This window comes from Citrobacter sp. CK202, assembly GCF_030333225.1.
Taxonomy (GTDB): Bacteria; Pseudomonadota; Gammaproteobacteria; order Enterobacterales; family Enterobacteriaceae; genus Citrobacter_B; species Citrobacter_B koseri.
This window is the reverse complement of record NZ_JAOWGI010000019.1, coordinates 99,975-126,661: the sequence shown is the minus strand read 5'-3', so window position 1 is coordinate 126,661 and position 26,687 is coordinate 99,975. Positions and strand designations below refer to the sequence as shown.

The window sequence follows — 26,687 nt, the reverse complement described above, 5'->3', positions numbered from 1 at the left end:
CTCGTTCAGGTTGAGAAGGTATAAGGAGTAACCGATGACAACCCAATATGGATTTTTTATTGACTCCAGTCGTTGCACCGGTTGCAAAACCTGCGAACTGGCCTGCAAAGACTACAAAGATTTAACCCCGGACGTCAGCTTCCGCCGCATCTATGAATATGCGGGCGGCGACTGGCAGGAGGATAACGGCGTCTGGCACCAGAATGTCTTTGCCTACTATCTTTCCATTTCCTGCAACCACTGCGAAGACCCGGCCTGCACGAAAGTGTGCCCGAGCGGCGCGATGCACAAACGCGAGGACGGCTTTGTGGTAGTGGATGAGGACGTCTGCATCGGCTGTCGCTACTGCCATATGGCCTGCCCGTACGGTGCGCCGCAGTATAACGCCGCCAAAGGCCACATGACCAAATGCGACGGCTGTCATGACCGCGTTGCCGACGGCAAAAAACCGATCTGCGTCGAGTCCTGCCCGCTGCGCGCGCTGGACTTTGGCCCGATAGAAGAACTGCGGAAGAAACATGGCACGCTGGCGGCCGTTGCGCCGCTGCCGGGCGCGCACTTCACCAGACCGAACATTGTGATTAAACCCAACGCCAACAGCCGCCCGACCGGGGATACCACGGGTTATCTGGCAAATCCGAAGGAGGTGTAAGATGGGAAGTGGATGGCATGAATGGCCGCTGATGATCTTCACGGTTTTTGGTCAGTGCGTGGTCGGCGGTTTTATCGTTCTGGCTCTGGCGCTGATGAAAGGCGAGTTGCGTACCGAATCTCAACAGCGAGTGCTGACCGGCATGTTTGCTCTGTGGGTGCTAATGGGAATTGGCTTCATCGCGTCTATGCTGCATCTGGGGTCGCCAATGCGCGCCTTCAATTCGCTGAACCGCGTGGGCTCGTCGGCATTGAGTAATGAAATTGCCAGCGGCTCGCTCTTTTTTGCCGTCGGCGGGATCGGCTGGTTACTGGCGGTGCTGAAAAAGCTCTCTCCGGCGCTGCGTAATCTCTGGCTGGTTGTGACGATCGTGCTGGGCGTTATCTTTGTCTGGATGATGGTGCGCGTGTATAACAGCATTGATACCGTACCGACCTGGTACAGCATCTGGACGCCGCTGGGCTTCTTCCTGACGCTGTTTATGGGGGGGCCGCTGCTGGGTTATCTGCTGCTGCGTATTGCGGGCGTCGATGGCTGGGCGATGCGTCTGCTGCCCGTAATTTCGGTTCTCGCACTGGTGGTCAGCGCCATTATGTCAGTGATGCAGGGAGCGGAGCTGGCGACGATTCATAGCTCCATCCAGCAGGCTTCTGCGCTCGTACCGGATTATGGTTCGCTGATGGCCTGGCGTATTGTGGTGCTGGTCGTGGCACTGTGCTGCTGGATTGTGCCGCAGTTGAAAGGTTATCAACCTGCGGTTCCGCTGTTGTCGGTGGCGTTTATCCTGCTGCTGGTGGGGGAACTGATTGGTCGCGGCGTATTCTACGGGCTCCATATGACCGTGGGAATGGCGGTGGCGAGTTAATCCGGCGGCTCGCGCCTTATCAGGCCTACACGATCCGTAGGCCTGATAAGCGAAGCGCCATCAGGCAATATGTCCCTGGTTTTTTACTTCTGCTTAGTTAACGTGTCGTAGCTGGTCATCAGATTGCGATAATCAGGAATGTGATTAGAGAACAGCGTCGCCAGACCTTCGATATCATTACGCCAGTCGCGGTGTAACTCACACGCCACGCCAAACCATGTCATTAATTGCGCGCCAGCCTGCGACATGCGATCCCAGGCGGAGTGACGGGTAATTTCATTAAAGGTGCCTGACGCATCGGTCACGACAAACACATCGAACCCTTCTTCAATCGCAGAGAGGGCGGGGAAGGCCACGCACACTTCCGTGACAACCCCCGCAATGATGAGCTGCTTTTTACCTGTCGCCTTAACGGCTTTCACGAAATCTTCATTGTCCCACGCGTTGATGTTTCCGGGGCGTGCAATGTAGGGGGCATCGGGGAACTGTGCTTTCAATTCCGGCACCAACGGCCCGTTTGGCCCCGTTTCGAAACTGGTGGTAAGGATGGTGGGGAGGTTGAAGTATTTGGCTAAATCGCCAAGTGCGAGAACGTTATTTTTGAATTTGTCAGGATCGATGTCTCGTACAAGAGACAGCAGCCCCGCCTGGTGATCAACTAAAAGAACCGCGGCATCATTTTTATCGAGACGAACGTAAGGCTTAGTCATTATCTTCTCCTGATTAGAGTTAGCGTTACATCAAAAGCCATTTCGGTATGTTGTCTTCCCCAAAAGCATAGACCGGAAAAATGATGTTGCAGGAACCATGAAATTTTTCGACTGAACGAAACGCGGCAGTTTTGTTTTAGGTCAATTAAAACAATAACATGATGTTTATCGGACGCTGCTCTTTCATGCCATGAATCAGTATTTCAAATCGAAGGGCGGGAAAGCGCGTGATGCCGCGATTCGGGTAGATTGACAATGTTTTTGTTGGTGGCATGATGCGCATGAAATTTGAACTTCCTCACGGTTTTTATCCATGTCCATCTATACCCGGCCCGTCATGCTTTTGCTGTGCGGCCTGCTTTTGTTGACCCTGGCGATCGCAGTATTAAACACGCTCGTCCCCTTGTGGCTTGCCCAGGAAAGCCTGGCAACCTGGCAGGTCGGTATGGTCAGTTCGTCCTACTTTACCGGGAATCTGGTTGGGACGTTGCTTACCGGGTATTTAATCAAGCGCCTGGGCTTTAACCGCAGTTACTATATTGCCTCGCTCATTTTTGTGGCGGGTTGCGTAGGGCTGGGCATGATGATTGGTTTCTGGAGCTGGCTGGCCTGGCGCTTTGTTGCCGGCGTGGGCTGCGCCATGATTTGGGTCGTGGTGGAAAGCGCTTTGATGTGCAGCGGAACATCCCGTAATCGTGGGCGGTTGCTGGCTGCGTACATGATGGTCTATTACGTGGGAACGTTTTTGGGGCAACTGCTGGTCAGTAAAGTTCCGACAGAATTAATGAGCGTTCTGCCGTGGGTAACCGGCATGATTCTGGCGGGCATTTTGCCGCTGCTCTTTACCCGTATCCTGAACCAGCAGTCGGAAGAACACGATACGACGCCGATTACGTCAATGCTGAGACTGCGTCAGGCGCGGTTAGGTGTAAACGGGTGCATTATTTCCGGGATTGTACTGGGATCGCTATATGGCCTGATGCCGCTGTACCTTAATCATCAGGGGATTAGTAATGCGAGCATCGGTTTCTGGATGGCCGTGCTGGTGAGCGCCGGTATTTTAGGCCAATGGCCGATTGGTCGTCTGGCCGATAAGTTTGGTCGTCTTCTGGTGCTGCGTGTACAGGTCTTTGTGGTGATCCTCGGCAGTATTGCCATGCTGACTCAGGCTGCGATGGCGCCAGCCTTATTCATTCTGGGGGCGGCAGGCTTTACGCTCTATCCCGTCGCGATGGCCTGGGCTTGTGAAAAGGTAGAACGTCATCAGCTTGTGGCGATGAACCAGGCGTTGCTGCTCAGCTATACCATAGGCAGCCTGCTGGGGCCGTCATTTACCGCGATGCTGATGCAGAATTACTCTGATAATCTGTTGTTTATTATGATTGCCAGCGTCTCGTTTGTTTATTTGCTTATGCTGCTGCGCAACGCAGGACATACGCCGACCCCTGTGGCGCACGTTTAATTTATGTGATCAGGTATGAAGTCTGTAGGCCGGATAAGACGCTTTCGCGTCGCCATCCGGCGATACCGACAAAATAACTCAGTACATCACTTTATGACCGTACTGCTCAAGAATACCTTTTACGCGCTCCATGGTTTCTTTCTTCGGCGGTTTAACGCCATCAAGCTTGTATTCTTCGCCCATTGCGACCCATTTGTGTTTGCCTAACTCGTGATAGGGCAGCAGTTCGATTTTTTCAACGTTGCCCATATCGCGGGTGAATTCGCCCAAACGGTGTGCGGAGTCGTCATCGTCAGACCAGCCCGGCACCACAACGTAGCGAATCCAGGTCTTAATGCCCTTTGCGGAGATGTATTTGGCGAACTCCAGCGTGCGATGGTTGGATACGCCAACCAGATTCTGATGAATCTCGTCATTCATCTGCTTCAGGTCAAGCATCACCAGGTCGGTGACTTCCAGCAGTTCATCGATGACCGGATCGTAGCGGCGAACAAAGCCGTTGGTATCAAGACAGGTATGGATGCTTTCTTTCTTACAGGCACGGAACCAGTCGCGAACAAACTCTGCCTGTAAGATCGCTTCGCCGCCGGAAGCCGTTACGCCGCCGCCGGATGCGTTCATAAAGTGGCGGTAGGTGACGACCTCTTTCATCAGATCTTCAACGGTAACTTCTTTGCCGCCATGCGTATCCCAGGTGTCGCGGTTATGGCAATACAGGCAGCGCATCAGACAGCCCTGGAAGAACGTAATAAAGCGGATGCCCGGGCCGTCAACAGTGCCACAGGATTCAAAGGAGTGAATGCGACCAATAACTGACATTGCGGTGTTTCTCCAGATGTGGCCCATCCGGGGCCGTGTTAGTGCACAGTTATTAACTGTGTCGAGTCTGTTTTGGCAGTCATCCATTGAGTATAGATAGCTGGCGAAAGAGACTTAGTTGTTAAAAAGGCCCCACTTACGTGGAGCCTTTATTGTACGCTTTTTACAGTACGATTTCAGTCAAAACCCAATTACATGGTCTGAGTGAAGGTACGAGTAATAACGTCCTGCTGTTGTTCTTTAGTCAGGGAGTTAAAACGTACTGCGTAACCTGATACACGGATGGTCAGCTGCGGATATTTTTCCGGGTGTTCCATCGCGTCCAGCAGCATTTCACGGTTCATCACGTTCACGTTCAGGTGCTGACCACCTTCGATGGACGCTTCGTGGTGGAAGTAACCATCCATCAGACCCGCCAGGTTGGTTTTACGTACTTCGTCGTCTTTACCCAGTGCGTTAGGAACGATAGAGAAGGTGTAAGAGATACCATCTTTAGCGTAAGCAAACGGCAGTTTTGCAACGGAGGTCAGAGAGGCAACAGCACCTTTCTGGTCACGGCCGTGCATTGGGTTAGCACCTGGTCCGAACGGCGCGCCAGCACGACGACCGTCTGGGGTGTTACCGGTTTTCTTACCATACACAACGTTAGAAGTGATGGTCAGAACAGACTGAGTCGGGATAGCGCCACGGTAAGTGGTCAGTTTCTGAATTTTCTTCATGAAACGTTCTACCAGGTCAACCGCCATGTCATCAACGCGAGAGTCGTTGTTACCAAACTGCGGGTATTCGCCTTCGATTTCGAAGTCTACAGCCAGGCCGTCTTCGTCACGAATCGGTTTAACTTTCGCATATTTGATTGCAGACAGGGAGTCAGCAGCAACGGACAGACCTGCGATACCACACGCCATGGTGCGGATAACATCACGGTCGTGCAGCGCCATCAGAGAGGCTTCGTAGCTGTACTTGTCGTGCATGTAGTGGATAACGTTCAGCGCGGTGACATACTGTTTAGCCAGCCAGTCCATGAAGTGATCCATGCGGTCCATCACTTCGTCGAAGTTCAGAACGTCGCCTTTGATCGGTTCAGATTTAGGACCAACCTGCATTTTCAGTTTTTCATCAACGCCGCCGTTGATTGCGTACAGCATGGTTTTCGCCAGGTTTGCACGCGCACCGAAGAACTGCATTTGTTTACCAACAACCATCGGGCTTACGCAGCAAGCGATAGCGTAGTCATCGTTGTTGAAGTCTGGACGCATCAGGTCATCGTTCTCGTATTGCAGAGAAGAGGTGTCGATGGACACTTTAGCGGCGAATTTCTTGAAGTTCAGCGGCAGTTTTTCAGACCACAGAACGGTGATGTTCGGCTCAGGAGACGGACCCATGGTGTACAGGGTGTTCAGGAAGCGGAAGCTGTTTTTGGTAACCAGAGTACGGCCGTCAACGCCCATACCGCCGATAGATTCAGTTGCCCAAATCGGGTCGCCAGAGAACAGTTCATCGTATTCCGGCGTACGCAGGAAGCGAACCATACGCAGTTTCATGACCAGGTGGTCAATCATTTCCTGTGCGTCTTGTTCGGTGATTTTGCCTGCTTTGATATCACGTTCGATGTACGCATCCAGGAAGGTGGATACGCGACCGAAGGACATTGCTGCGCCGTTCTGAGACTTAACAGCGGCCAGGTAGCCGAAGTAGGTCCACTGGATAGCTTCCTGAGCGTTGGTAGCCGGACCAGAGATATCGCAGCCGTATTTAGCCGCCATCTCTTTGATCTGACCCAGCGCGCGGTGCTGTTCAGCAATTTCTTCACGCAGACGGATAGTCGCTTCCAGGTTTACGCCGTTTTCCAGGTCAGACTGCAAAGAGACGAACTGGGCGTATTTGTCTTTCATCAGGAAGTCGATACCGTACAGCGCAACGCGACGGTAGTCACCGATGATACGGCCACGGCCATACGCATCCGGCAGACCAGTCAGAACACCGGATTTACGGCAGTTCAGAATGTCTTTGGTATAAACATCGAATACGCCCTGGTTGTGGGTTTTTCGGTATTCGGTGAAGATTTTTTTCAGCATCGGGTCCAGCTCGCGATTGTACGCTTTGCAGGAACCTTCAACCATTTTGATACCACCGAACGGGATGATCGCACGTTTCAGCGGAGCTTCAGTTTGCAGACCAACGATTTTCTCAAGCGCTTTATTGATGTAGCCAGCGTCGTGAGAAGTGATGGTAGAAGCAACGGAGGTGTCAAAGTCAACAGGCGCGTGAGTGCGGTTTTCCTGTTTAACGCCTTCCATTACGCTGTCCCACAGTGCAGTGGTCGCATTCGTCGCGCCAGCCAGGAAGGACTCATCACCCTCGTACGGAGTGTAGTTTTTCTGAATGAAGTCACGGACGTTTACTTCATTCTGCCAGTCACCTTTGGTAAAACCTTCCCAGGCTGTGGCTAACTTTTCATTAAGCTCGGACATGTAACACCTACCTTCTTAAGTGGATTTTTTATTTACTGCGTATAACGCTCATCAGCAATGATGATCGTCGCCACGCAGGTAAATGACCCAGTATGTCAACCCGACCAATAAACCGCCGCCGATAATGTTACCGATTGTGACCGGAATCAGGTTATCGGTGATGAAATTCATCACGGTCAGGTGAGAAAAACTTTCCGGACTGGAGCCCACTGCGGCCCAGAATTCCGGTGTGGCGAAGTCACGGATTACAATCCCCATCGGAATCATAAACATGTTTGCGATGCTGTGCTCAAAACCGCTGGCAACAAACATGGCGACGGGCAATACCATGATAAACGCTTTGTCCATCAGGCTACGACCCGAGTAGCTCATCCACACGGCCAGGCAAACCATCAGGTTAGCCAGGATACCCAGGCAGACAGCTTCAATAAAAGTATGATGCATCTTGTGGTCGGCGGTTTGCAGGACGTTAAGCCCCCATCCGCCGTTGGCGGTCATATACTCGCCGGAAAGCCACATCAACAACACAAAGAGCAGACAACCGATCAGGTTACCAAAATAAACGTTGAGCCAGTTTTTTGCCAGTTGGCCCCATGTGATTCGGCCGCTCGCTTTCGCGACAACAATCAGCACTGTTGATGTGAAAAGATCTGCGCCGCAGATAACACAGAGAATCAGCCCCAGCGAGAAGCAGATGCCTCCAACCAGTTTCGCCATACCAAAAGGCATTGTGCCTGTACCGGTTGTGGCGGTGATATAGAAAACAAAGGCAATGGAAATGAACACACCCGCGGTAATCGCCAGATAGAAAGTCTTCAGCGGATGTTTCGTTGCTTTATAGACACCTGCCTCTTCGGCCACTTTGGCCATTGCAGCAGGGAGTAATAGATCAAAAGGGTTGTCAGCTTTCACACTAACTCTCTCTTTATTAAGTCGGCGACGAGATACTAACAAAGCATTATAGATGAGAATTTGATATAGATCATATCTCGCCTGGCTTATAGGCCCGCAAGATGCGTGGTTTTTACGCGATTGCGGTGTAAATATTTGATTATCCAAATAAAAATAAATTTTAAAAATTATAAAGTGAGTTGAATTTTTTCGCTGAGCCTCCCCGATGGCAGTTAATTAAAATGGAGTAATTGGCAAATAAAGTAACACCAGCACATTAATATCTGTAATATCAACTACCAATATTTAACCTTGTTATTACATTTATTTTCGTTTGCCAAAAAAATAAAAAAACAGGGCGCATAAAGCGCCCCGTAATATAGCTCAGTCGATTGTTTAAACCTACCTACAGTGGGTTATTCGCTTCTATTTTGACCAGTGAGCGGCCTTGGCGCGCTGCAATTTCTCATAGGCTTTCAGCAGAGACTGATGTGAGGCGAAAGCATGCAGATCGCTATCAACCGCTTGCAGCCCATAAAATGCCGCTTCGCCACTCAGTGCCGCGCTGGCCGCTTCAACAGCTTCGGCGCCATACATCCGAACGAAAGCATTCAGGTATTGCAGCGGTTCGCGGTCTTCTTCCTGCGCCAGAAGCAGCAGCGTTTGCAGACAGCGGTAGTAGTTCGCACGTTCAGCGCTAAAGATGGAGGCGTTGAATTCCATCGTCCACTCTGTCCAGATCAGCGCCTGCTCCAGATCGCCGCCAGCCAGCGCCAGCATTGCTTTAAGCTCACCGATGCGCAGGGTATACCAGCCATTATCCGGGCCTGTCGCCAGACCAAGTAACTCGCGCACGCGGGTAAAGTCATCAAAGCCTTCTTCATCTAATTGTTCAATCAGATTGAGGTAAGCCTCTTTCTCCCATGCGCTGCCCGGCAGGGCAAGGAGGGTTTCGCGCAGATGGCTTCCCATGCTGTTGTTGGCGAGCCACAGATCTTCTGCCGGATAAATATCAGACATGCCCGGCACAATAATGCGGCAGGCATAAACGCCGAGGTGCTCATAGTCGGCAATATAGACCTCTTTATCTTCCGCATTGAAGATTGCCATCAGCGTGGCGAACTCTTCTTCCGTGGTGCCGGAGAAACTCCAGTCAGCAAACGGATAGTCGGCATCCTGCTTGAACAGATCCCAGGAGATCAAACCGCTGGAGTCAATGAAGTGCGTCTCAAGGTTAGTATGTTCAGCCACTTCTTCGTCGTCGAACGTTGGCGGGGTAAAGACATCAAGATCTTTCAGCCCACGGCCCTGCAACAGCTCGGTGACGGTACGCTCCAGCGCAACGCCGAAATCAGGATGCGCGCCGAAGGAGGCGAAGCAGGTGCCGTTGGCCGGGTTGAACAGGACGACGCAGATAACCGGATACTGACCGCCCAGCGAGCCGTCATAAGCGAAGATTGGGAAACCTTCCGCCTCCAGCTTAGCGATGGCCTCTACCACTGCCGGGTAGCGTGCCAGCACATCGGCTGGAATTTCCGGCAGGCTAATGCTTTCGGCGATGATGCGGTTTTTAACATGACGTTCGAACACTTCAGACAAACCCTGCACACGCGCTTCGTTGCGGGTGTTACCGGCCGACATTCCGTTGGAAACGTACAGGTTGCCGATAATGTTCATCGGAATATACACGGTGTGATTATCAGACTGGCGGGTAAACGGCAGGCCGCAGATACCGCGATCTTCGTTACCGGATTGCAGATCGATAAGCATGCTTCCGGCCAGCTCGTTTTCCGGGTCGTAGAACGCGCGCAGACGGTCATCCAGTAACCCTTCCGGCAGGGCGTCGTCATCGGTTAGCGGGAACCATTTTTCATTCGGATAATGCACGAACGGGCCATTGGCGATGGTTTCACCCAGCCAGAAATCGGCGAAGAAATAGTTGGTGGACAGACGCTCAAAATATTCACCCAGCGCGGAAGCCAGCGCGGCTTTTTTGGTTGCGCCTTTGCCGTTGGTAAAGCACAACGCGCACTCTTTGTCGCGAATATGCACCGACCAGACGTTAGGCACCGGATTCAGCCAGGAGGCCTCTTCAATATGAAAACCGAGGTCGAGCAGTTTTTGCTGGAAGCGAGCGATGGAATCTTCCAGGGCGGCGTCTTTGCCGGGGATAAATGTTTGCGTCATGAAAATCACTTTTGTCGTACGGAAAGCGCGCAATGATACGGGTTTTATGTTGACGGCGCTATCGCCGCCGCCCCGGCAGCGTAAATAAAAGTGCGTAGTAGCGTCGTTCCTGTGAATGCCGGGGATCGTCAATGACGCCCGCGAGGCGCAAATCCAGAATGGTCGAAGGCCAGCCGGGTAAAACGGGCTACCTGACAGCGAATCTATCGGTTTTATGTCGTCAATCCGATAGATTCTGTTGTGTGACGTAGCGCGCATTTTTGGCCTGATGAGTTTTACCCATTGCGGCGCGTGTCACTGAATGATAAAACCGATATCCACAGGAATAACTTATACCCAATATCCGTCGTCCTGCCTTGCGCAGACGTTCGGGTGTTGAGGCGATAATAACGCAACGTGGTGAGGGGAAATGGCTCAGGTCTTCAATTTTAGTTCAGGTCCGGCAATGCTACCGGCGGAAGTGCTTAAACTGGCTCAACAGGATCTGCGTGACTGGCACGGTCTTGGCACGTCAGTAATGGAAATTAGCCACCGCGGCAAAGAATTTATCCAGGTCGCAGAGGAAGCGGAACAGGATTTTCGCGATCTCCTCAGCATCCCCTCCAACTACAAAGTATTGTTCTGCCACGGCGGCGGCCGTGGGCAGTTTGCGGCAATTCCGTTAAATATTCTGGGCGATAAAACGTCGGCGGATTACGTTGATGCCGGTTACTGGGCGGCCAGCGCCATCAAAGAAGCGAAAAAATACTGTTCGCCAAACGTGATTGACGCCAAAGTCACGGTTGACGGTCTGCGTGCGGTCAAACCGATGAGCGAGTGGCAGCTTTCTGATAACGCCGCTTACGTTCATTATTGCCCGAACGAGACTATCGACGGCATCGCAATTGATGAAACGCCGAATTTTGGTTCGGATGTCGTTGTGGCTGCGGATTTCTCATCCACAATTCTTTCCGCGCCGCTGGATGTGTCGCGTTATGGCGTGATCTACGCCGGGGCGCAGAAAAACATCGGCCCGGCGGGGCTGACAATTGTGATCGTGCGTGAAGATCTGTTAGGTAAAGCGAACATCGCTTGCCCGTCTATCCTTGATTACACCGTGCTGAACGACAACGACTCGATGTTCAATACCCCGCCGACCTTTGCCTGGTATCTTTCTGGCCTGGTGTTCAAATGGCTGAAAGCGCAGGGCGGCGTTGCGGCGATGAACAAAATCAATCAGCAAAAAGCGGAACTGCTGTATGGCGTGATTGATAACAGTGATTTCTACCGTAACGATGTGGCGAAATCGAATCGTTCACGTATGAACGTGCCTTTCCAGCTAGCGGACAGCGCGCTTGATAAAGTCTTCCTGGAGGAATCTTTCGCTGTGGGTCTGCATGCGCTGAAAGGTCATCGCGTGGTGGGCGGAATGCGCGCCTCTATCTATAACGCAATGCCGCTTGAAGGCGTGAAGGCGTTGACGGATTTCATGGTCGATTTCGAGCGTCGCCACGGCTAATTCGTTTTCTTTTTTCATCCCCACAGCCAGCCTGTGGGGTTTTTATTTCTGTTTTTGAGAGTTGAGTTTCATGGAATCCCTGACGTTACAACCCATCGCGCGGGTCGATGGCACCATCAATCTGCCTGGCTCCAAGAGTGTTTCGAATCGCGCTTTGTTACTGGCGGCATTAGCAAGCGGCACCACTGTTCTGACAAACCTGCTGGACAGCGATGATGTTCGCCATATGCTGAACGCGCTGAGTGCGTTGGGGGTCAGTTATACCCTTTCCGCCGACCGTACCCGCTGTGAAATTACCGGGCAGGGCGGCGTATTACATGCCGAAGGCGCGCTGGAACTGTTCCTGGGCAATGCGGGAACGGCGATGCGTCCGCTTGCCGCCGCGCTGTGCCTGGGGGCAAATGATATCGTGCTGACCGGTGAGCCTCGCATGAAAGAGCGCCCGATCGGTCATCTGGTCGATGCGCTGCGTCAGGGCGGTGCGAAGATTGATTATCTGGAGCAGGAAAACTATCCGCCTCTGCGTCTGCGCGGCGGTTTTAGCGGCGGTCACGTTGAGGTTGATGGCAGCGTCTCCAGTCAGTTCCTCACCGCGCTGCTGATGACCGCGCCGCTTGCGCCGCAGGACACGACGATCGCAATTAAAGGCGATCTGGTGTCCAAACCGTATATCGACATCACGCTGAACCTGATGAAAACATTCGGCGTTGAGGTTGAGAACCAGAATTACCAGCGTTTTGTGGTGAAAGGGGAGCAGCAGTATCGTTCACCGGGTCAATATCTGGTGGAAGGCGACGCGTCATCCGCTTCTTATTTCCTTGCCGCTGGCGCCATTAAAGGCGGAACGGTAAAAGTGACGGGGATTGGCCGCAACAGTATGCAGGGCGATATCCGCTTTGCCGACGTACTGGAGAAGATGGGCGCCACCATCACCTGGGGCGATGACTTCATTGCCTGTACGCGCGGTGAACTGAACGCTGTGGATATGGACATGAACCATATCCCGGATGCGGCGATGACCATCGCCACGGCGGCGTTGTTTGCTAAAGGCACCACCACGCTGCGTAATATCTATAACTGGCGTGTAAAAGAGACTGACCGCCTGTTTGCGATGGCGACGGAATTGCGTAAAGTCGGCGCTGAAGTGGAAGAGGGGCATGATTTCATTCGTATCACGCCACCGGCTCAGTTGCAGTTCGCCGAAATCGGCACCTATAACGATCACCGTATGGCGATGTGTTTCTCGCTGGTCGCGTTGTCGGATACGCCGGTGACGATTCTCGATCCGAAATGTACCGCTAAAACCTTCCCGGATTACTTCGAACAACTGGCGCGTATTAGTACGCCTGCCTGATAAAAGTAAAACATTGTCATCTTTTGGGCTGGCTTTTCGCCAGCCCGCTATAATTGCGCAAATCTTCCTCATCTGATGACAGACAAAATGGGTTTTTGCATACAAAGATAACGATTGTGAGCGTTGGCGCGTATAATGCGCGGCGTTCACGTTAACGGTATGCCTGTTTAAGGAGAAAAAGATGACGGCAATTGCCCCGGTAATTACCATTGATGGCCCAAGCGGTGCAGGTAAAGGCACCTTGTGCAAGGCAATGGCGGAAGCATTGCAATGGCATCTGCTGGACTCGGGCGCGATTTATCGTGTACTGGCGCTGGCGGCCTTACATCATCATGTTGATGTCACCTCTGAAGACGCTCTTGTACCGCTTGCGTCTCATCTGGATGTTCGTTTTGTCTCAACCAATGGCAATCTGGAAGTCATTCTGGAAGGGGAAGATGTGAGCGGGGAAATCCGCACGCAAGAAGTCGCGAACGCGGCATCTCAGGTCGCTGCATTCCCGCGCGTGCGCGAAGCGCTTTTGCGCCGCCAGCGTGCGTTTCGCGATGCGCCAGGGTTGATTGCCGATGGCCGCGACATGGGAACGGTGGTATTCCCTGATGCGCCAGTAAAAATTTTCCTGGATGCGTCTTCTGAAGAACGCGCTCACCGCCGTATGCTACAGTTGCAGGAGAAGGGCTTTAGTGTTAACTTTGAACGCCTTTTGGCCGAGATAAAGGAACGTGACGACCGCGATCGTAATCGCGCTGTCGCGCCACTGGTTCCTGCTGCCGATGCTTTAGTTCTGGATTCTACCCGATTAAGCATTGAGCAAGTGATTGAAAAAGCGTTACAATACGCGCGCCAAAAACTGGCACTCGCTTAAGTGCGACCGAATTTGTAGTACCCCCGCTGCAATGGATTGACAGTGGGTATGTGAAACAACCCCATCCGGCATGGAGCCAGGTGGACGTTAAATATGAAACCTGAAGATTAAACATGACTGAATCTTTTGCTCAACTCTTTGAAGAGTCCTTAAAAGAAATCGAAACCCGCCCGGGTTCCATCGTTCGCGGCGTTGTTGTTGCTATTGATAAAGATATCGTACTGGTTGACGCTGGTCTGAAATCTGAATCCGCCATTCCGGCTGAGCAGTTCAAAAACGCCCAGGGCGAACTGGAAATCCAGGTTGGCGACGAAGTTGACGTTGCTCTGGATGCAGTAGAAGACGGCTTCGGCGAAACCCTGCTGTCCCGTGAAAAAGCGAAACGTCACGAAGCTTGGATCACGCTGGAAAAAGCTTACGAAGATGCTGAAACTGTTACCGGTGTTATCAACGGCAAAGTTAAGGGCGGCTTCACTGTTGAGCTGAACGGTATTCGTGCGTTCCTGCCAGGTTCCCTGGTAGACGTTCGTCCGGTGCGCGACACGCTGCACCTGGAAGGCAAAGAGCTTGAATTCAAAGTCATCAAGCTGGATCAGAAGCGCAACAACGTTGTGGTTTCCCGTCGTGCCGTTATCGAATCCGAAAACAGCGCAGAACGCGATCAGCTGCTGGAAAACCTGCAAGAAGGCATGGAAGTTAAAGGTATCGTTAAGAACCTCACTGACTACGGTGCATTCGTTGATCTGGGTGGCGTTGACGGCCTGCTGCACATCACCGACATGGCATGGAAACGCGTTAAGCATCCGAGCGAAATCGTAAACGTTGGCGACGAAATCACTGTTAAAGTGCTGAAGTTCGACCGCGAGCGTACTCGTGTATCTCTGGGCCTGAAACAGCTGGGCGAAGATCCGTGGGTAGCTATCGCTAAGCGTTATCCAGAAGGTACCAAACTGACTGGTCGCGTGACCAACCTGACCGACTACGGCTGCTTCGTTGAAATCGAAGAAGGCGTTGAAGGCCTGGTTCACGTTTCCGAAATGGATTGGACCAACAAAAACATCCACCCGTCCAAAGTTGTTAACGTTGGCGATGTAGTGGAAGTTATGGTTCTGGATATCGACGAAGAACGTCGTCGTATCTCCCTGGGTCTGAAACAGTGCAAATCCAACCCGTGGCAGCAGTTTGCGGAAACCCACAACAAGGGCGACCGTGTTGAAGGTAAAATCAAGTCTATCACTGACTTCGGTATCTTCATCGGCCTGGACGGCGGCATCGACGGCCTGGTTCACCTGTCTGACATCTCCTGGAACGTTGCAGGCGAAGAAGCAGTTCGTGAATACAAAAAAGGCGACGAAATCGCAGCAGTTGTTCTGCAAGTTGACGCAGAGCGTGAGCGTATCTCCCTGGGCGTTAAACAGCTCGCAGAAGATCCGTTCAACAACTGGGTTGCTCTGAACAAGAAAGGCGCTATCGTAACCGGTAAAGTCACTGCTGTTGACGCTAAAGGCGCAACCGTAGAACTGGCTGACGGCGTTGAAGGTTACCTGCGTGCTTCTGAAGCATCCCGTGACCGCGTTGAAGATGCGACTCTGGTTCTGAGCGTTGGCGACGAAGTTGAAGCTAAATTCACCGGCGTTGATCGTAAAAACCGCGCAATCAGCCTGTCTGTTCGTGCGAAAGACGAAGCTGACGAGAAAGATGCAATCGCAACTGTTAACAAACAGGAAGATGCAAACTTCTCCAACAACGCAATGGCTGAAGCTTTCAAAGCAGCTAAAGGCGAGTAATTCTCTGAAACTTCGGGTGTTTTATCCCGAAGTTTGATGAGTTTACTTGACAGATTACAAGATTCGTCCTGTAATCAAGCACTAAGGGCGGCTACGGCCGCCCTTAATCAATGCAATAACAGCAGCAGCCAATTTGCTTACAGGAACCGGAGGAATCATGACCAAGTCAGAATTGATTGAAAGACTTGCAACCCAGCAATCTCACATTCCCGCGAAAGCGGTTGAAGATGCAGTAAAAGAGATGCTGGAACATATGGCCTCGACTCTTGCGCAGGGCGAGCGTATTGAAATCCGCGGTTTCGGCAGCTTTTCTTTACACTACCGCGCACCTCGTACCGGACGTAACCCGAAGACTGGCGATAAAGTAGAACTGGAAGGAAAGTATGTTCCGCACTTTAAGCCGGGTAAAGAACTGCGCGATCGCGCCAATATTTACGGTTAAGTTTTAACGAAAAACTTGATCCAGAAAAAAGCACCTGAAAGGTGCTTTTTTCATTTCTGCATTCCGACCGGAAAAGAGACTTCAACGCCATCATCCGGCACAAAGCAGCGCCTGATGGCGCTACGCTTATCAGGCCCACAGATATGCTCCCGTGACTCCGTAGGCCGGATAAGACGCTTCGCGTCGCCATCCGGCATAAAGCAGCGCCTGATGGCGCTACGCTTATCAGGCCTACAGGTATGCTCCCGTGACTCCGTAGGCCGGATAAGACGCTTCGCGTCGCCATCCGGCACAAAGCAGCGCCTGATGGCGCTACGCTTATCAGGTCTACAGGTATGCTCCCGTGCCTCAGTAGGCCGGATAAGACGCTTCGCGTCGCCATCCGGCATAAAGCTGTGCCTGATGGCGCTACGCTTATCAGGCCTACAGGTATGCTCCCGTGACTCCGTAGGCCGGATAAGACGCTTTGCGTCGCCATCCGGCACAAAGCAGCGCCTGATGGCACTACATTCATCAGATCTACAGATACGTGCTCGTAGGCGTAACTGGAAAGCCTCTCGCATTTTTATGTGCATCTTGCATTCCCAACGCGAAAACCACGGAATTTGCGCCGAATAACCACAAATTGTCGCCAGACAAACGTTAGCTAAATCTGCACACTTCCTGTAACAGGGAGGTGTCTATGAAAATAACAACGGTCAGCGTGTGTGTATTATGCGGAATTCTTCCGCTAATATTCTTACCTGTACTTCCCGGTTCGTTGTGTCTCATTGGCATATTTTGTTTTGCCTGCGCGCTGTCCTTTGTTCCATATAAATATACGCAGTACGCCAGCTTGACCCTGCTGTTTTTTCTCTGGGGAATACTTGCTGCAAAGCAAGCTGTCTGGCCGGGTAATACCTTGCCTGGCGCAACACAAGAAGCCGTGGTGCAAATTACGGCGACCGATCATGCCACCACACATTACGGGCAAATTACCCATGTACAGGGGAAACGCCTGTTTCCCTCGGTGGGCGTTGTTCTTTATGGGCAATATTTGCCCAGCGAGGTGTGTGCAGGTCAACGTTGGGCGATGAAACTAAAAGTTCGTGCCGTGCATGGTCAGCTTAATGAGGGGGGATTTGATAGCCAGCGTTATGCGCTCACGCAACATCAGCCTCTGAGCGGCCGGTTTCTGCATGCGACGGTCATCGAATCGTCATGTAGTTTACGCGCGCGTTATCTTGCCTCCCTCAATACCACGCTGGCGCGCTACCCCTGGCAGCAGGTTATCCTGGCATTAGGCATGGGCGAGCGTTTATCAGTATCGCAAGAGGTCAAAAATATTATGCGCGATACTGGTACGGCGCACCTGATGGCCATTTCAGGGTTGCATATCGCCTTTGCTGCACTGCTGGCGGGAGGATTGATTCGTGGCGCGCAATTTTTACTTCCCACCCGCTGGATTCACTGGCAAACGCCGTTAGTGGGAGGGATTGTGTGCGCGACGTTTTATGCCTGGCTCACGGGGTTACAACCCCCCGCGTTGCGTACGGTTGTGGCGCTGGCATCGTGGGGATTACTGAAGCTGAGCGGTCGACAATGGAGCGGTTGGGAGGTCTGGTTCTGCTGTCTGGCGGCAATAGTGATTGCCGATCCGATTGCTGTTCTGTCGCAAAGTCTGTGGCTTTCGGCCTTTGCCGTCGCAGCGCTTATTTTCTGGTATCAGTGGTTTCCAGTATCGGCCTGGGCGTTGCCTCGGGCAGGGAAAGTCGTGTTGGATCTCGTTCACTTACAGTTGGGCATTACGCTTCTGCTCTTACCTGTGCAAATAGCGCTTTTTCATGGCGTAAGTGTGACCTCTTTTCTGGCGAATCTGTTTGCTGTTCCTTTGGTTACATTTATCTCTGTACCACTGATACTGGCGGGAATGATCGGCCATTTGATCGGGCCGCTGATGGCTGAAGAAGGTCTCTGGGCGCTGGCTGACGCCTCTCTGGACGTGTTGTTCCGGGCGCTGAAAAGTCTGCCGGAAGGGTGGATTAATATTGATTATCGCTGGCAATACCTGTCTTTGGCTCCCTGGTTAACGCTTATGGCGTGGCGATTGAATGTCTGGCGAACTTACCCGGTGATCTGTTTGTCTGGCGTGTTGCTGTTGAGCTGGCCGTTATGGCGTACGCCGCGCACGGAGGCGTGGCAGGTTCATATGCTGGATGTCGGACAGGGGCTGGCGATGGTTATCGCGCATAACGGGAAAGCGATACTTTATGATACGGGACGCGCCTGGCCGGATGGCGATAGCGCACAGCAGCTCATCATTCCCTGGCTACGCTGGCACAATCTGGAACCTGAGGGGATTATCCTGAGCCATGAACATCTGGATCATCGGGGTGGCCTGTCATCATTACAGAAGACGTGGCCTTCGCTCTGGATACGAAGCCCATTAGGCTGGAAGGGCCATCTGCCGTGCTTTCGTGCGGAGCAGTGGACGTGGCAGGGGCTATCCTTCAGCGCACACTGGCCGATTAAAGGAAACAGGGAAAAGGGCAACAACCATTCCTGCGTGGTTAAAGTGGATGACGGAAAGCAGAGTATTTTGCTGACGGGCGATATTGAATCTCCGGCTGAACAAAAAATGCTAAGTCGTTATTGGCGGCATTTGCAGGCGACAATTATTCAGGTTCCGCATCATGGCAGTAATACATCGTCGTCATTAGCGTTAATTCAACGGGTTGAGGGCCTGGCCGCGCTGGCGTCGGCATCGCGCTACAACGCCTGGCATCTGCCTTCCTGGAAGGTACAACAGCGCTATCAACAACAAGGTTATCAGTGGCTGGATACCCCGCATCAGGGGCAAATTTCGGTGGACTTTTCCCCGCAAGGCTGGCGCATACGAGGTTTACGGGAGCAAATTTTACCTCGTTGGTATCATCAGTGGTTTGGCGTGTCAGAGGATAACGGGTAGAATATGCGGCTATTTCAACAAATGCTGGTTTTTTGAATGCATAACGATAAAGATCTCTCTACGTGGCAGACGTTCCGCCGACTGTGGCCTACCATTGCGCCTTTCAAAACTGGGCTGATCGTGGCGGGTGTCGCGTTGATCCTCAATGCGGCCAGCGATGCTTTTATGTTATCGCTCCTCAAACCATTGCTGGACGATGGTTTTGGTAAAACAGATCGATCGGTGCTGCTTTGGATGCCGCTGGTGGTTATTGGCCTGATGATATTACGTGGTATCACCAGCTATATTTCCAGCTACTGTATTTCATGGGTATCGGGCAAAGTGGTGATGACCATGCGCCGTCGTCTGTTTGGTCATATGATGGGGATGCCTGTTGCATTCTTTGATAAACAATCAACGGGGACACTGCTTTCTCGTATTACCTATGACTCAGAACAGGTTGCGTCATCGTCTTCCGGGGCGTTGATTACGGTCGTGCGTGAAGGTGCATCGATCATCGCTTTGTTTATCATGATGTTCTATAACAGCTGGCAACTGTCGATCATTCTGGTCATTCTGGCGCCCGTTGTGTCTATTGCGATTCGCGTGGTATCGAAGCGTTTTCGTAGCATCAGTAAAAACATGCAGAACACGATGGGGCAGGTGACCACCAGTGCAGAGCAGATGCTGAAAGGCCACAAAGAAGTGCTTATCTTTGGCGGTCAGGAAGTTGAAACGAAGCGTTTTGACAAAGTCAGCAATAAAATGCGTCTGCAAGGGATGAAAATGGTGTCTGCATCATCCATCTCTGATCCGATCATTCAGCTGATCGCGTCTCTGGCGCTGGCCTTTGTTCTCTATGCGGCTAGCTTCCCGAGCGTAATGGACAGCCTGACTGCGGGTACGATTACCGTCGTATTCTCATCAATGATTGCCCTGATGCGTCCTCTGAAATCGCTGACCAACGTCAATGCGCAGTTCCAGCGTGGTATGGCGGCATGCCAGACGCTGTTTGCTATTCTGGATAGCGAGCAAGAGAAAGATGAAGGCAAACGCGTAATTGAACGTTCGACAGGCGATCTGGAATTCCGCAATGTGACCTTTACCTATCCGGGGCGTGAAACGCCTGCGCTGCGCAATATCAATCTGCATATTCCGGCGGGTAAGACGGTTGCACTGGTCGGGCGTTCCGGTTCAGGTAAATCAACCATTGCCAGTCTGATCACGCGCTTCTACGACATCAATGAAGGGAATATCCTGATGGATGGACACGATCTGCGTGAATATACCCTGTCTTCATTGCGTAATCAGGTCGCGCTGGTTTCGCAGAATGTGCACCTGTTTAACGATACGGTTGCGAACAACATCGCCTATGCGCGTACTGAAGAGTACAGCCGCGAGCAAATTGAAGAAGCGGCGCGTATGGCGTATGCCATGGACTTTATCAGCAAGATGGATGACGGTCTGGATACGGTTATCGGCGAGAACGGCGTACTGCTTTCCGGTGGCCAGCGTCAGCGTATCGCGATTGCCCGTGCGTTGCTGCGTGACAGCCCAATCCTGATTCTGGATGAAGCCACTTCTGCGCTGGACACCGAATCCGAACGCGCGATTCAGTCCGCGCTGGATGAGTTGCAGAAAAACCGTACTTCGCTGGTTATCGCGCACCGTCTTTCAACGATTGAACAAGCTGATGAAATTGTCGTGGTGGAAGACGGGATTATTGTTGAGCGTGGAACCCATCGCGAATTGCTGGAGCAGCGCGGTGTGTATTCGCAACTGCATAAAATGCAATTTGGCCAATGATCGCCCGCATCTGGTCTGGTGAATCGCCCCTGTGGCGTCTGTTGCTCCCACTCTCCTGGCTGTATGGCCTGGTGAGTGGGGGGATTCGCCTGTGCTACCGGCTGGGAATTAAACGCGCCTGGCGTGCGCCGGTGCCAGTTGTTGTCGTCGGGAACCTTACGGCGGGGGGCAACGGAAAAACGCCGGTCGTTATCTGGCTGGTCGAGCAACTGCAACAGCGCGGCATTCGCGTAGGGGTTGTTTCGCGGGGGTATGGCGGTAAAGCGGCGTCTTATCCGCTGTTGCTTACTCCACAAACGTCCTCTGCGGAAGCGGGTGATGAGCCGGTACTGATCTATCAACGAACCGGCGCGCCTGTTGCTGTCTCGCCGGTTCGCTCAGACGCAGTAAAAGCGATTCTCGCGCGTCACGATGTACAAATTATCGTGACGGATGACGGGCTACAGCATTATCGTCTGGCGCGCGATATTGAAATCGTTGTCATCGACGGCGTGCGTCGGTTTGGCAATGGCTGGTGGTTGCCCGCAGGGCCGATGCGTGAGCGTGCCAGCCGGCTTAAATCGGTAGATGCGGTGATCGTCAACGGCGGCGTTGCCAGACCAGGAGAAATTCCGATGCAGCTGGCACCAGAGCTGGCGGTCAATTTATGCACCGGTGAGCGCCGTCATGTCGCGGAGTTAAGCAACATTGTCGCGATGGCGGGGATTGGCCATCCTCCACGTTTCTTTGCTACGCTCGAAGCGTGTGGGGCGTCGCTACAGAAATGCGTTCCGTTGGCCGATCATCAGTCTCTCGCCTTTAACGATGTGAAGGCGTTAGTAACCGACGGGCAAACGCTGGTCATGACGGAAAAAGATGCCGTTAAATGCCGGGGATTTGCCGAGGACAACTGGTGGTATTTACCTGTAGACGCGCGTTTGTCGGGTGAACAACCTGATGCACTGCTTGAACAACTCATCTCGCTGGCTCGCTAGCACAAATTGATGTGGCGGCAGCGAACGATTCCCGGAGTTATACATGTCGTTGCCGCATCTCTCTCTTACGGATGTTCGTCATCTCCATCTTGCTGCGCAAGGTTTGCTGAAAAAGCCCCGCCGTCAGGCATTGCCTGCGGATATTCTCGCGACGATTTCGCGCATGTCTTTATTGCAAATCGATACGATCAACGTTGTGGCGCGCAGCCCCTATCTGGTGCTGTTTAGCCGTCTGGGCCACTACCCGCAACAGTGGCTGGACGACTCGTTGTCGCGTGGCGAACTCATGGAATACTGGGCGCATGAGGCCTGTTTCTTACCGCGTAGCGACTTTACGCTAATTCGTCACCGTATGCTGGCGCCTGAGAAGATGGGCTGGAAGTACAAAGCATCGTGGATGCAGGAACATGCCGATGAGATCGCGCAGTTGATCCAGCATATTCACCATAACGGCCCTGTGCGCTCAGCGGATTTTGCGCATCCACGCAAAGGCGCCAGTGGATGGTGGGAATGGAAGCCACATAAGCGCCATCTTGAAGGATTGTTCACTGCCGGGAAAGTCATGGTTGTAGAACGGCGCAACTTTCAGCGCGTGTATGACCTGACGCAACGCGTGATGCCGCACTGGGACGATAAACGCGATTTACTGTCGCAGGCAGAAGCAGAAATCGCCATGCTGGATAATAGCGCGCGTAGTCTGGGGATTTTTCGCGAGCAGTGGCTGGCGGATTACTATCGTCTGCGGCGACCTGAAGTGAAAACGTGGCGTGATATCCGCGTTGAACAAGGGCAACTGGTTCCCGTTCAGGCCGACAGGCTGGGGGCAATGTGGCTACACGCCGATCTGTTGCCGCTACTGGAGCAGGCGCTGAACAATAAGCTCACCGCTACGCATAGCGCGGTTTTATCCCCTTTTGATCCCGTCGTCTGGGACCGGAAACGGGCAGAGCAGTTGTTCGATTTTAGCTACCGCCTGGAGTGCTATACCCCGGCGCCTAAACGCCAGTATGGCTATTTTGTTTTGCCGCTGCTGCATCGGGGGCAGTTGGTTGGGCGCATGGATGCCAAAATGCATCGCAAAACGGGCGTTCTGGAAGTCATCTCGCTCTGGTTGCAGGAGGGGGTTAAACCGGGCCCGACGCTGCAAAAAGGGCTGTTGCAGGCGATTAATGCGTTCGCTCGCTGGCAACAGGCCAGCCGCGTCACGCTAGGGAGCTGCCCATCCTGCTTGTTTGCAGAAAATCGTCATGGCTGGGAAATAGACGCGGTCTCATAAACGATTATGTTAATATTGATGGATTCACAATCCGGTCCATCTGGAGGAACTATGGATCATCGTCTACTTGAAATCATTGCCTGCCCGGTATGCAACGGCAAACTCTGGTATAACCAGGAAAAACAAGAACTGATTTGCAAACTGGATAACCTGGCTTTCCCATTGCGCGATGGCATTCCGGTATTGCTGGAAACGGAAGCGCGTTCCATTACTGCTGATGAGAGTAAATCATGAGTTTTGTGGTCATTATTCCCGCTCGTTTTTCGTCCACGCGTCTGCCCGGTAAGCCTTTACTGGATATCAACGGCAAACCGATGATCGTGCATGTTCTGGAACGCGCGCGCGAATCTGGCGCTGAACGCATTATTGTCGCGACGGATCATGAAGATGTCGCTCGCGCGGTAGAAGCGGCGGGTGGGGAAGTCTGCATGACGCGCGCTGACCATCAGTCCGGGACGGAGCGTCTGGCGGAAGTCGTTGAAAAATGCGGTTTTAGCGACGATACCGTTATTGTGAACGTGCAGGGTGATGAGCCGATGATCCCGGCGGTGATTATTCGTCAGGTGGCGGAAAACCTGGCGCAGCGCCAGGTTGGTATGGCGACGCTGGCGGCGCCGATTCACGGTGCTGAAGAAGCTTTTAATCCTAATGCAGTGAAAGTTGTGCTGGACGCTGAAGGCTATGCGCTTTATTTCTCGCGTGCGACGATCCCCTGGGATCGCGATCGTTTTGCGAAAAGCCTTGAGACCGTGGGCGACACGTTCCTGCGCCATCTGGGAATTTACGGCTATCGCGCCGGGTTTATTCGCCGCTACGTGAACTGGCAGCCCAGCCCGCTTGAGCATATTGAGATGCTGGAGCAGCTTCGTGTGCTGTGGTATGGCGAAAAAATCCATGTTGCCGTCGCCAAAGAAGTCCCGGGAACGGGCGTTGATACAGCCGAAGATCTTGAGCGCGTTCGCGCCGAAATGCGCTGATATCCGCTATCGCACTCCTCTCACAAATGGGAGGAGTGTCGTATCGTTACGATTTTCCCTTCATTTTTCTTTTCATCAATTGATCTCATCCGGGTGACATCTGTCCATACGGCGCTCATTATAAAAGCAGTGGCGTTTATGAGGGCAATCTGAAATGGAACAGCTGCGAGCCGAACTGAGTCATCTGCTGGGCGAAAAACTCAGCCGTATAGAGTGCGTGAGTGAAAAGGCGGATACGGCCTTGTGGTCGCTGTACGACAGTCAGGGAAACCCGATGCCGCTAATGGCGAGAAGTTTTACGACCCCTGGCGTGGCGCAGCAACTGGCATGGAAAACGACCATGCTGGCGCGTAGCGGCACGGTACGCATGCCGGTTGTCTATGGCGTGATGACGCATGAGGAACACCCCGGGCCTGATGTCCTGCTGCTGGAGCGTCTGCGTGGCGTCTCTGTGGAAGCGCCCGCCCGCACGCCTGAGCGCTGGGAGCAGTTGAAGGATCAGATTGTAGAAGGGTTGTTAGCCTGGCATCGGCAGGACAGCCGGGGTTGCGTGGGCGCGGTGGATCATACGCAGGAAAATATCTGGCCGTCCTGGTATCGCCAGCGTGTTGAAGTGCTATGGACGACGTTAAACCAGTTCAACAACACCGGGTTAACCATGCAGGATAAACGCATTCTGTTTCGTACCCGGGAGTGCCTGCCTGCGCTGTTTGAAGGATTTAATGATAATTGCGTGCTCATCCACGGCAATTTTAGCCTGCGCAGTATGCTGAAAGACGCCCGCAGCGATCAGCTTCTGGCGATGGTGGGGCCTGGCGTTATGCTGTGGGCGCCACGAGAGTATGAACTGTTCCGACTGATGGACAATGCGCTGGCGGAAGGGTTGCTCTGGCATTATCTGCAACACGCGCCAGTGGCTGAATCGTTCATCTGGCGGCGTTGGCTTTATGTGTTATGGGACGAAGTCGCGCAGCTGGTCAATACCGGGCGTTTTAGCCGCTCCAACTTTGACCTCGCGACAAAATCACTGCTGCCCTGGCTCGCCTGACGCGCCTTTCAGCCACTGCCAGATGCGCCCCAGCGTTTCATAACCGGCGCGATCGCTATGCATCAACCATACCGGGGAGGGAATTGCTCGCTCCCACGGATTTAACGGTGAATCTATCGCCAGCTGATTGGCTGGCGCAGGCAGCGGATGTAACCCAACATGCTGGAAGAAGATCATGGCGCGCGGTAAGTGGGAGGCGGAAGTGACCAGCAGGAAAGGGGCATCGCCGATGGCCTGTTTCACCGCTTCCGCCTCTTCTTCGGTATCTTTTGGCTGATCCAGCGTGATGATATCGCTGCGCGGCACGCCCAGCGATTGTGCCACTCTTGCGCCCGCTTCTGCCGTACTCACGCGATTGGTTTTTGCCGCCGCGCCCGTAAAGATCAGTTTCGATCCCGGATTGGCCAGCCAGAGGCGTACGCCTTCGTTCAGACGTGGGAGGCTGTTATTGATCAGATTCGAACTGGGCGCCCACTGGGGGTTCCAGGTGTAGCCGCCGCCCAGCACCACGATATAGTCTACTTTTTGCGTTCCCTGCCAGGTGGGGTAACTGTCTTCAATCGGTTTGAGTAAACGGTCAGCAACAGGTTGCAGGCTTAACAGAAATATTGCCAGCCATCCCAGGCTGATAAACGCCTTCCCGGTTTTCTGAAAGCGGCTAAACCATACCAGCGCCAGCCCCACGCCCATGATGAGCAGCATAAAGGGAAGCGGCAGCAACAGACCGCCAGTCACTTTCTTCAGAGTAAAAAGCATCCTTTTTGGTTCCTTTTTTGACCATACAGCAGGGGATCAGCAGGGATATTACACCAGACAGGTTAAATATCGCCGCGACTATGACAAAATAGCTTCTTTTTAAAAGCACACCTGAGCCAGCCTGTGGAGAGTCCGATGCGGGACCGCAATTTTGATGACATTGCTGAAAAGTTTTCCCGTAACATCTACGGAACCACTAAAGGACAGCTGCGACAGGCGATTCTGTGGCAGGATCTTGATCGGTTGCTGGCGGAATTCGGCGAGCAAAAACTGCACATCCTGGATGCTGGCGGCGGAGAGGGGCAAACGGCCATCAAAATGGCGGAGCGTGGGCATCAGGTTACATTGTGCGATCTGTCCGGCGAGATGATCGCGCGTGCGCAGCAGGCGGCAGAAGCAAAAGGTGTGAGCGGAAACATGCATTTTATACAATGCGCCGTTCAGGATGTCGCTTCGCATTTGGAAACCTCCGCTGATCTGATATTGTTTCATGCTGTGCTGGAGTGGGTGGCGGAACCGGTCGGCGTGTTAGAGACGCTTTGGTCAGTTTTGCGCCCCGGCGGAGCACTGTCGTTAATGTTCTACAATGCTAACGGCCTGTTGATGCATAACATGGTGGCAGGGAACTTTGACTATGTGCAGGTGGGGATGCCAAAACGCAAAAAGCGTACGCTTTCGCCAGACTATCCACGTAAACCCGAGCAGGTTTATCAGTGGCTGGAAGATATTGGCTGGCAGATTACCGGTAAGACCGGCGTACGCGTATTTCATGATTATCTGCGTGAGAAGCATCAACAGCGTGACTGCTATGAGATGTTAGTTGAATTAGAAACGCGTTATTGCCGCCAGGAGCCGTATATTAGCCTTGGCCGCTACATTCATGTCACCGCGCGCAAACCGCAGATGCAAGGATAACTT

Annotated in this window: 22 protein-coding genes; 16 read left to right on the top strand and 6 right to left on the bottom strand. The window is 52.8% G+C overall.

Going from position 1 to position 26,687, the window contains the following annotated elements; all coding sequences use genetic code 11:
• Positions 1–34: 34 nt before the first annotated feature.
• On the top strand, positions 35–652 hold the full coding sequence (dmsB, locus tag OGX84_RS03605) for a dimethylsulfoxide reductase iron-sulfur subunit DmsB (RefSeq protein ID WP_012132456.1): 618 nt from the start codon (positions 35–37) through the stop codon (positions 650–652).
• 1 nt (position 653) lies between these two features.
• Positions 654–1,517, top strand: a complete 864-nt coding sequence (locus tag OGX84_RS03600) for a dimethyl sulfoxide reductase anchor subunit family protein (protein WP_104868844.1) — start codon at positions 654–656, stop codon at positions 1,515–1,517.
• Between the two features lie 83 nt (positions 1,518–1,600).
• Here OGX84_RS03600 and ycaC read toward each other — a convergent pair whose 3' ends face one another.
• Positions 1,601–2,227: an isochorismate family cysteine hydrolase YcaC gene (gene ycaC / locus OGX84_RS03595; RefSeq protein ID WP_012133028.1), complete on the bottom strand. Its 627-nt coding sequence runs from the start codon at positions 2,225–2,227 to the stop codon at positions 1,601–1,603.
• A gap of 313 nt (positions 2,228–2,540) precedes the next feature.
• Here ycaC and OGX84_RS03590 point away from each other — a divergent pair, with 313 nt between their 5' ends.
• Positions 2,541–3,689, top strand: a complete 1,149-nt coding sequence (locus OGX84_RS03590; protein WP_153258356.1) for an MFS transporter — start codon at positions 2,541–2,543, stop codon at positions 3,687–3,689.
• Between the two features lie 78 nt (positions 3,690–3,767).
• On the opposite strand, the gene pflA is transcribed toward OGX84_RS03590, so the two are convergent.
• The 4 genes from pflA to ycaO all read right to left on the bottom strand — a co-directional run bounded on the left by pflA (position 3,768) and on the right by ycaO (position 10,060).
• Positions 3,768–4,508 carry a pyruvate formate lyase 1-activating protein gene (gene pflA, locus OGX84_RS03585; protein WP_024130479.1) on the bottom strand — a complete coding sequence of 247 codons (741 nt, stop codon included), beginning with the start codon at positions 4,506–4,508 and terminating at the stop codon, positions 3,768–3,770.
• 191 nt (positions 4,509–4,699) lie between these two features.
• Complete coding sequence (gene pflB / locus OGX84_RS03580; RefSeq protein WP_012133023.1) at positions 4,700–6,982, bottom strand: formate C-acetyltransferase; 2,283 nt, start codon at positions 6,980–6,982, stop codon at positions 4,700–4,702.
• Positions 6,983–7,033: 51 nt separating this feature from the next.
• Complete coding sequence (focA, locus tag OGX84_RS03575; RefSeq protein WP_024130478.1) at positions 7,034–7,894, bottom strand: formate transporter FocA; 861 nt, start codon at positions 7,892–7,894, stop codon at positions 7,034–7,036.
• A gap of 405 nt (positions 7,895–8,299) precedes the next feature.
• Complete coding sequence (gene ycaO, locus OGX84_RS03570; RefSeq protein ID WP_024130477.1) at positions 8,300–10,060, bottom strand: 30S ribosomal protein S12 methylthiotransferase accessory factor YcaO; 1,761 nt, start codon at positions 10,058–10,060, stop codon at positions 8,300–8,302.
• Positions 10,061–10,469: 409 nt separating this feature from the next.
• Here ycaO and serC point away from each other — a divergent pair, with 409 nt between their 5' ends.
• The 12 genes from serC to OGX84_RS03510 all read left to right on the top strand — a co-directional run bounded on the left by serC (position 10,470) and on the right by OGX84_RS03510 (position 25,013).
• On the top strand, positions 10,470–11,558 hold the full coding sequence (serC, locus tag OGX84_RS03565; RefSeq protein WP_112002307.1) for a 3-phosphoserine/phosphohydroxythreonine transaminase: 1,089 nt from the start codon (positions 10,470–10,472) through the stop codon (positions 11,556–11,558).
• A 70-nt stretch (positions 11,559–11,628) separates the two neighbouring features.
• Complete coding sequence (gene aroA / locus OGX84_RS03560) at positions 11,629–12,912, top strand: 3-phosphoshikimate 1-carboxyvinyltransferase (RefSeq protein WP_012133019.1); 1,284 nt, start codon at positions 11,629–11,631, stop codon at positions 12,910–12,912.
• A gap of 181 nt (positions 12,913–13,093) precedes the next feature.
• Positions 13,094–13,777: a (d)CMP kinase gene (cmk, locus tag OGX84_RS03555; protein ID WP_012133018.1), complete on the top strand. Its 684-nt coding sequence runs from the start codon at positions 13,094–13,096 to the stop codon at positions 13,775–13,777.
• A gap of 113 nt (positions 13,778–13,890) precedes the next feature.
• Complete coding sequence (gene rpsA / locus OGX84_RS03550; protein WP_012133016.1) at positions 13,891–15,564, top strand: 30S ribosomal protein S1; 1,674 nt, start codon at positions 13,891–13,893, stop codon at positions 15,562–15,564.
• A gap of 157 nt (positions 15,565–15,721) precedes the next feature.
• On the top strand, positions 15,722–16,006 hold the full coding sequence (gene ihfB / locus OGX84_RS03545) for an integration host factor subunit beta (protein WP_000167332.1): 285 nt from the start codon (positions 15,722–15,724) through the stop codon (positions 16,004–16,006).
• Positions 16,007–16,688: 682 nt separating this feature from the next.
• Positions 16,689–18,953 (top strand): ComEC family protein, encoded by a 2,265-nt coding sequence (locus OGX84_RS03540; RefSeq protein ID WP_286457383.1) that lies wholly within the window; start codon positions 16,689–16,691, stop codon positions 18,951–18,953.
• 36 nt (positions 18,954–18,989) lie between these two features.
• Positions 18,990–20,738, top strand: coding sequence for a lipid A ABC transporter ATP-binding protein/permease MsbA (gene msbA, locus OGX84_RS03535; protein ID WP_012133012.1), 1,749 nt, complete (start codon positions 18,990–18,992; stop codon positions 20,736–20,738).
• A complete protein-coding gene (gene lpxK, locus OGX84_RS03530) occupies positions 20,735–21,712 on the top strand; it encodes a tetraacyldisaccharide 4'-kinase (protein WP_112002304.1) in 978 nt (325 codons plus the stop codon). The genes msbA and lpxK overlap by 4 nt, the downstream gene beginning before the upstream one ends.
• Before the next feature lie 43 nt (positions 21,713–21,755).
• Complete coding sequence (locus OGX84_RS03525; RefSeq protein ID WP_275166827.1) at positions 21,756–22,988, top strand: winged helix-turn-helix domain-containing protein; 1,233 nt, start codon at positions 21,756–21,758, stop codon at positions 22,986–22,988.
• 51 nt (positions 22,989–23,039) lie between these two features.
• A complete protein-coding gene (ycaR, locus tag OGX84_RS03520; protein WP_012133009.1) occupies positions 23,040–23,222 on the top strand; it encodes a protein YcaR in 183 nt (60 codons plus the stop codon).
• Complete coding sequence (gene kdsB, locus OGX84_RS03515) at positions 23,219–23,965, top strand: 3-deoxy-manno-octulosonate cytidylyltransferase (protein ID WP_012133008.1); 747 nt, start codon at positions 23,219–23,221, stop codon at positions 23,963–23,965. The genes ycaR and kdsB overlap by 4 nt, the downstream gene beginning before the upstream one ends.
• Before the next feature lie 154 nt (positions 23,966–24,119).
• Positions 24,120–25,013, top strand: coding sequence for a YcbJ family phosphotransferase (locus OGX84_RS03510; RefSeq protein WP_012133006.1), 894 nt, complete (start codon positions 24,120–24,122; stop codon positions 25,011–25,013).
• On the opposite strand, the gene elyC is transcribed toward OGX84_RS03510, so the two are convergent.
• The gene (gene elyC / locus OGX84_RS03505; protein ID WP_012133005.1) at positions 24,990–25,769 is read right to left on the bottom strand and encodes an envelope biogenesis factor ElyC; all 780 of its coding nucleotides are present in this window, start codon (positions 25,767–25,769) and stop codon (positions 24,990–24,992) included. The genes OGX84_RS03510 and elyC overlap by 24 nt on opposite strands.
• Before the next feature lie 135 nt (positions 25,770–25,904).
• Between elyC and cmoM the strand changes: the two genes are divergently transcribed.
• Positions 25,905–26,684: a tRNA uridine 5-oxyacetic acid(34) methyltransferase CmoM gene (gene cmoM / locus OGX84_RS03500; RefSeq protein ID WP_115626555.1), complete on the top strand. Its 780-nt coding sequence runs from the start codon at positions 25,905–25,907 to the stop codon at positions 26,682–26,684.
• Positions 26,685–26,687: the final 3 nt, after the last annotated feature.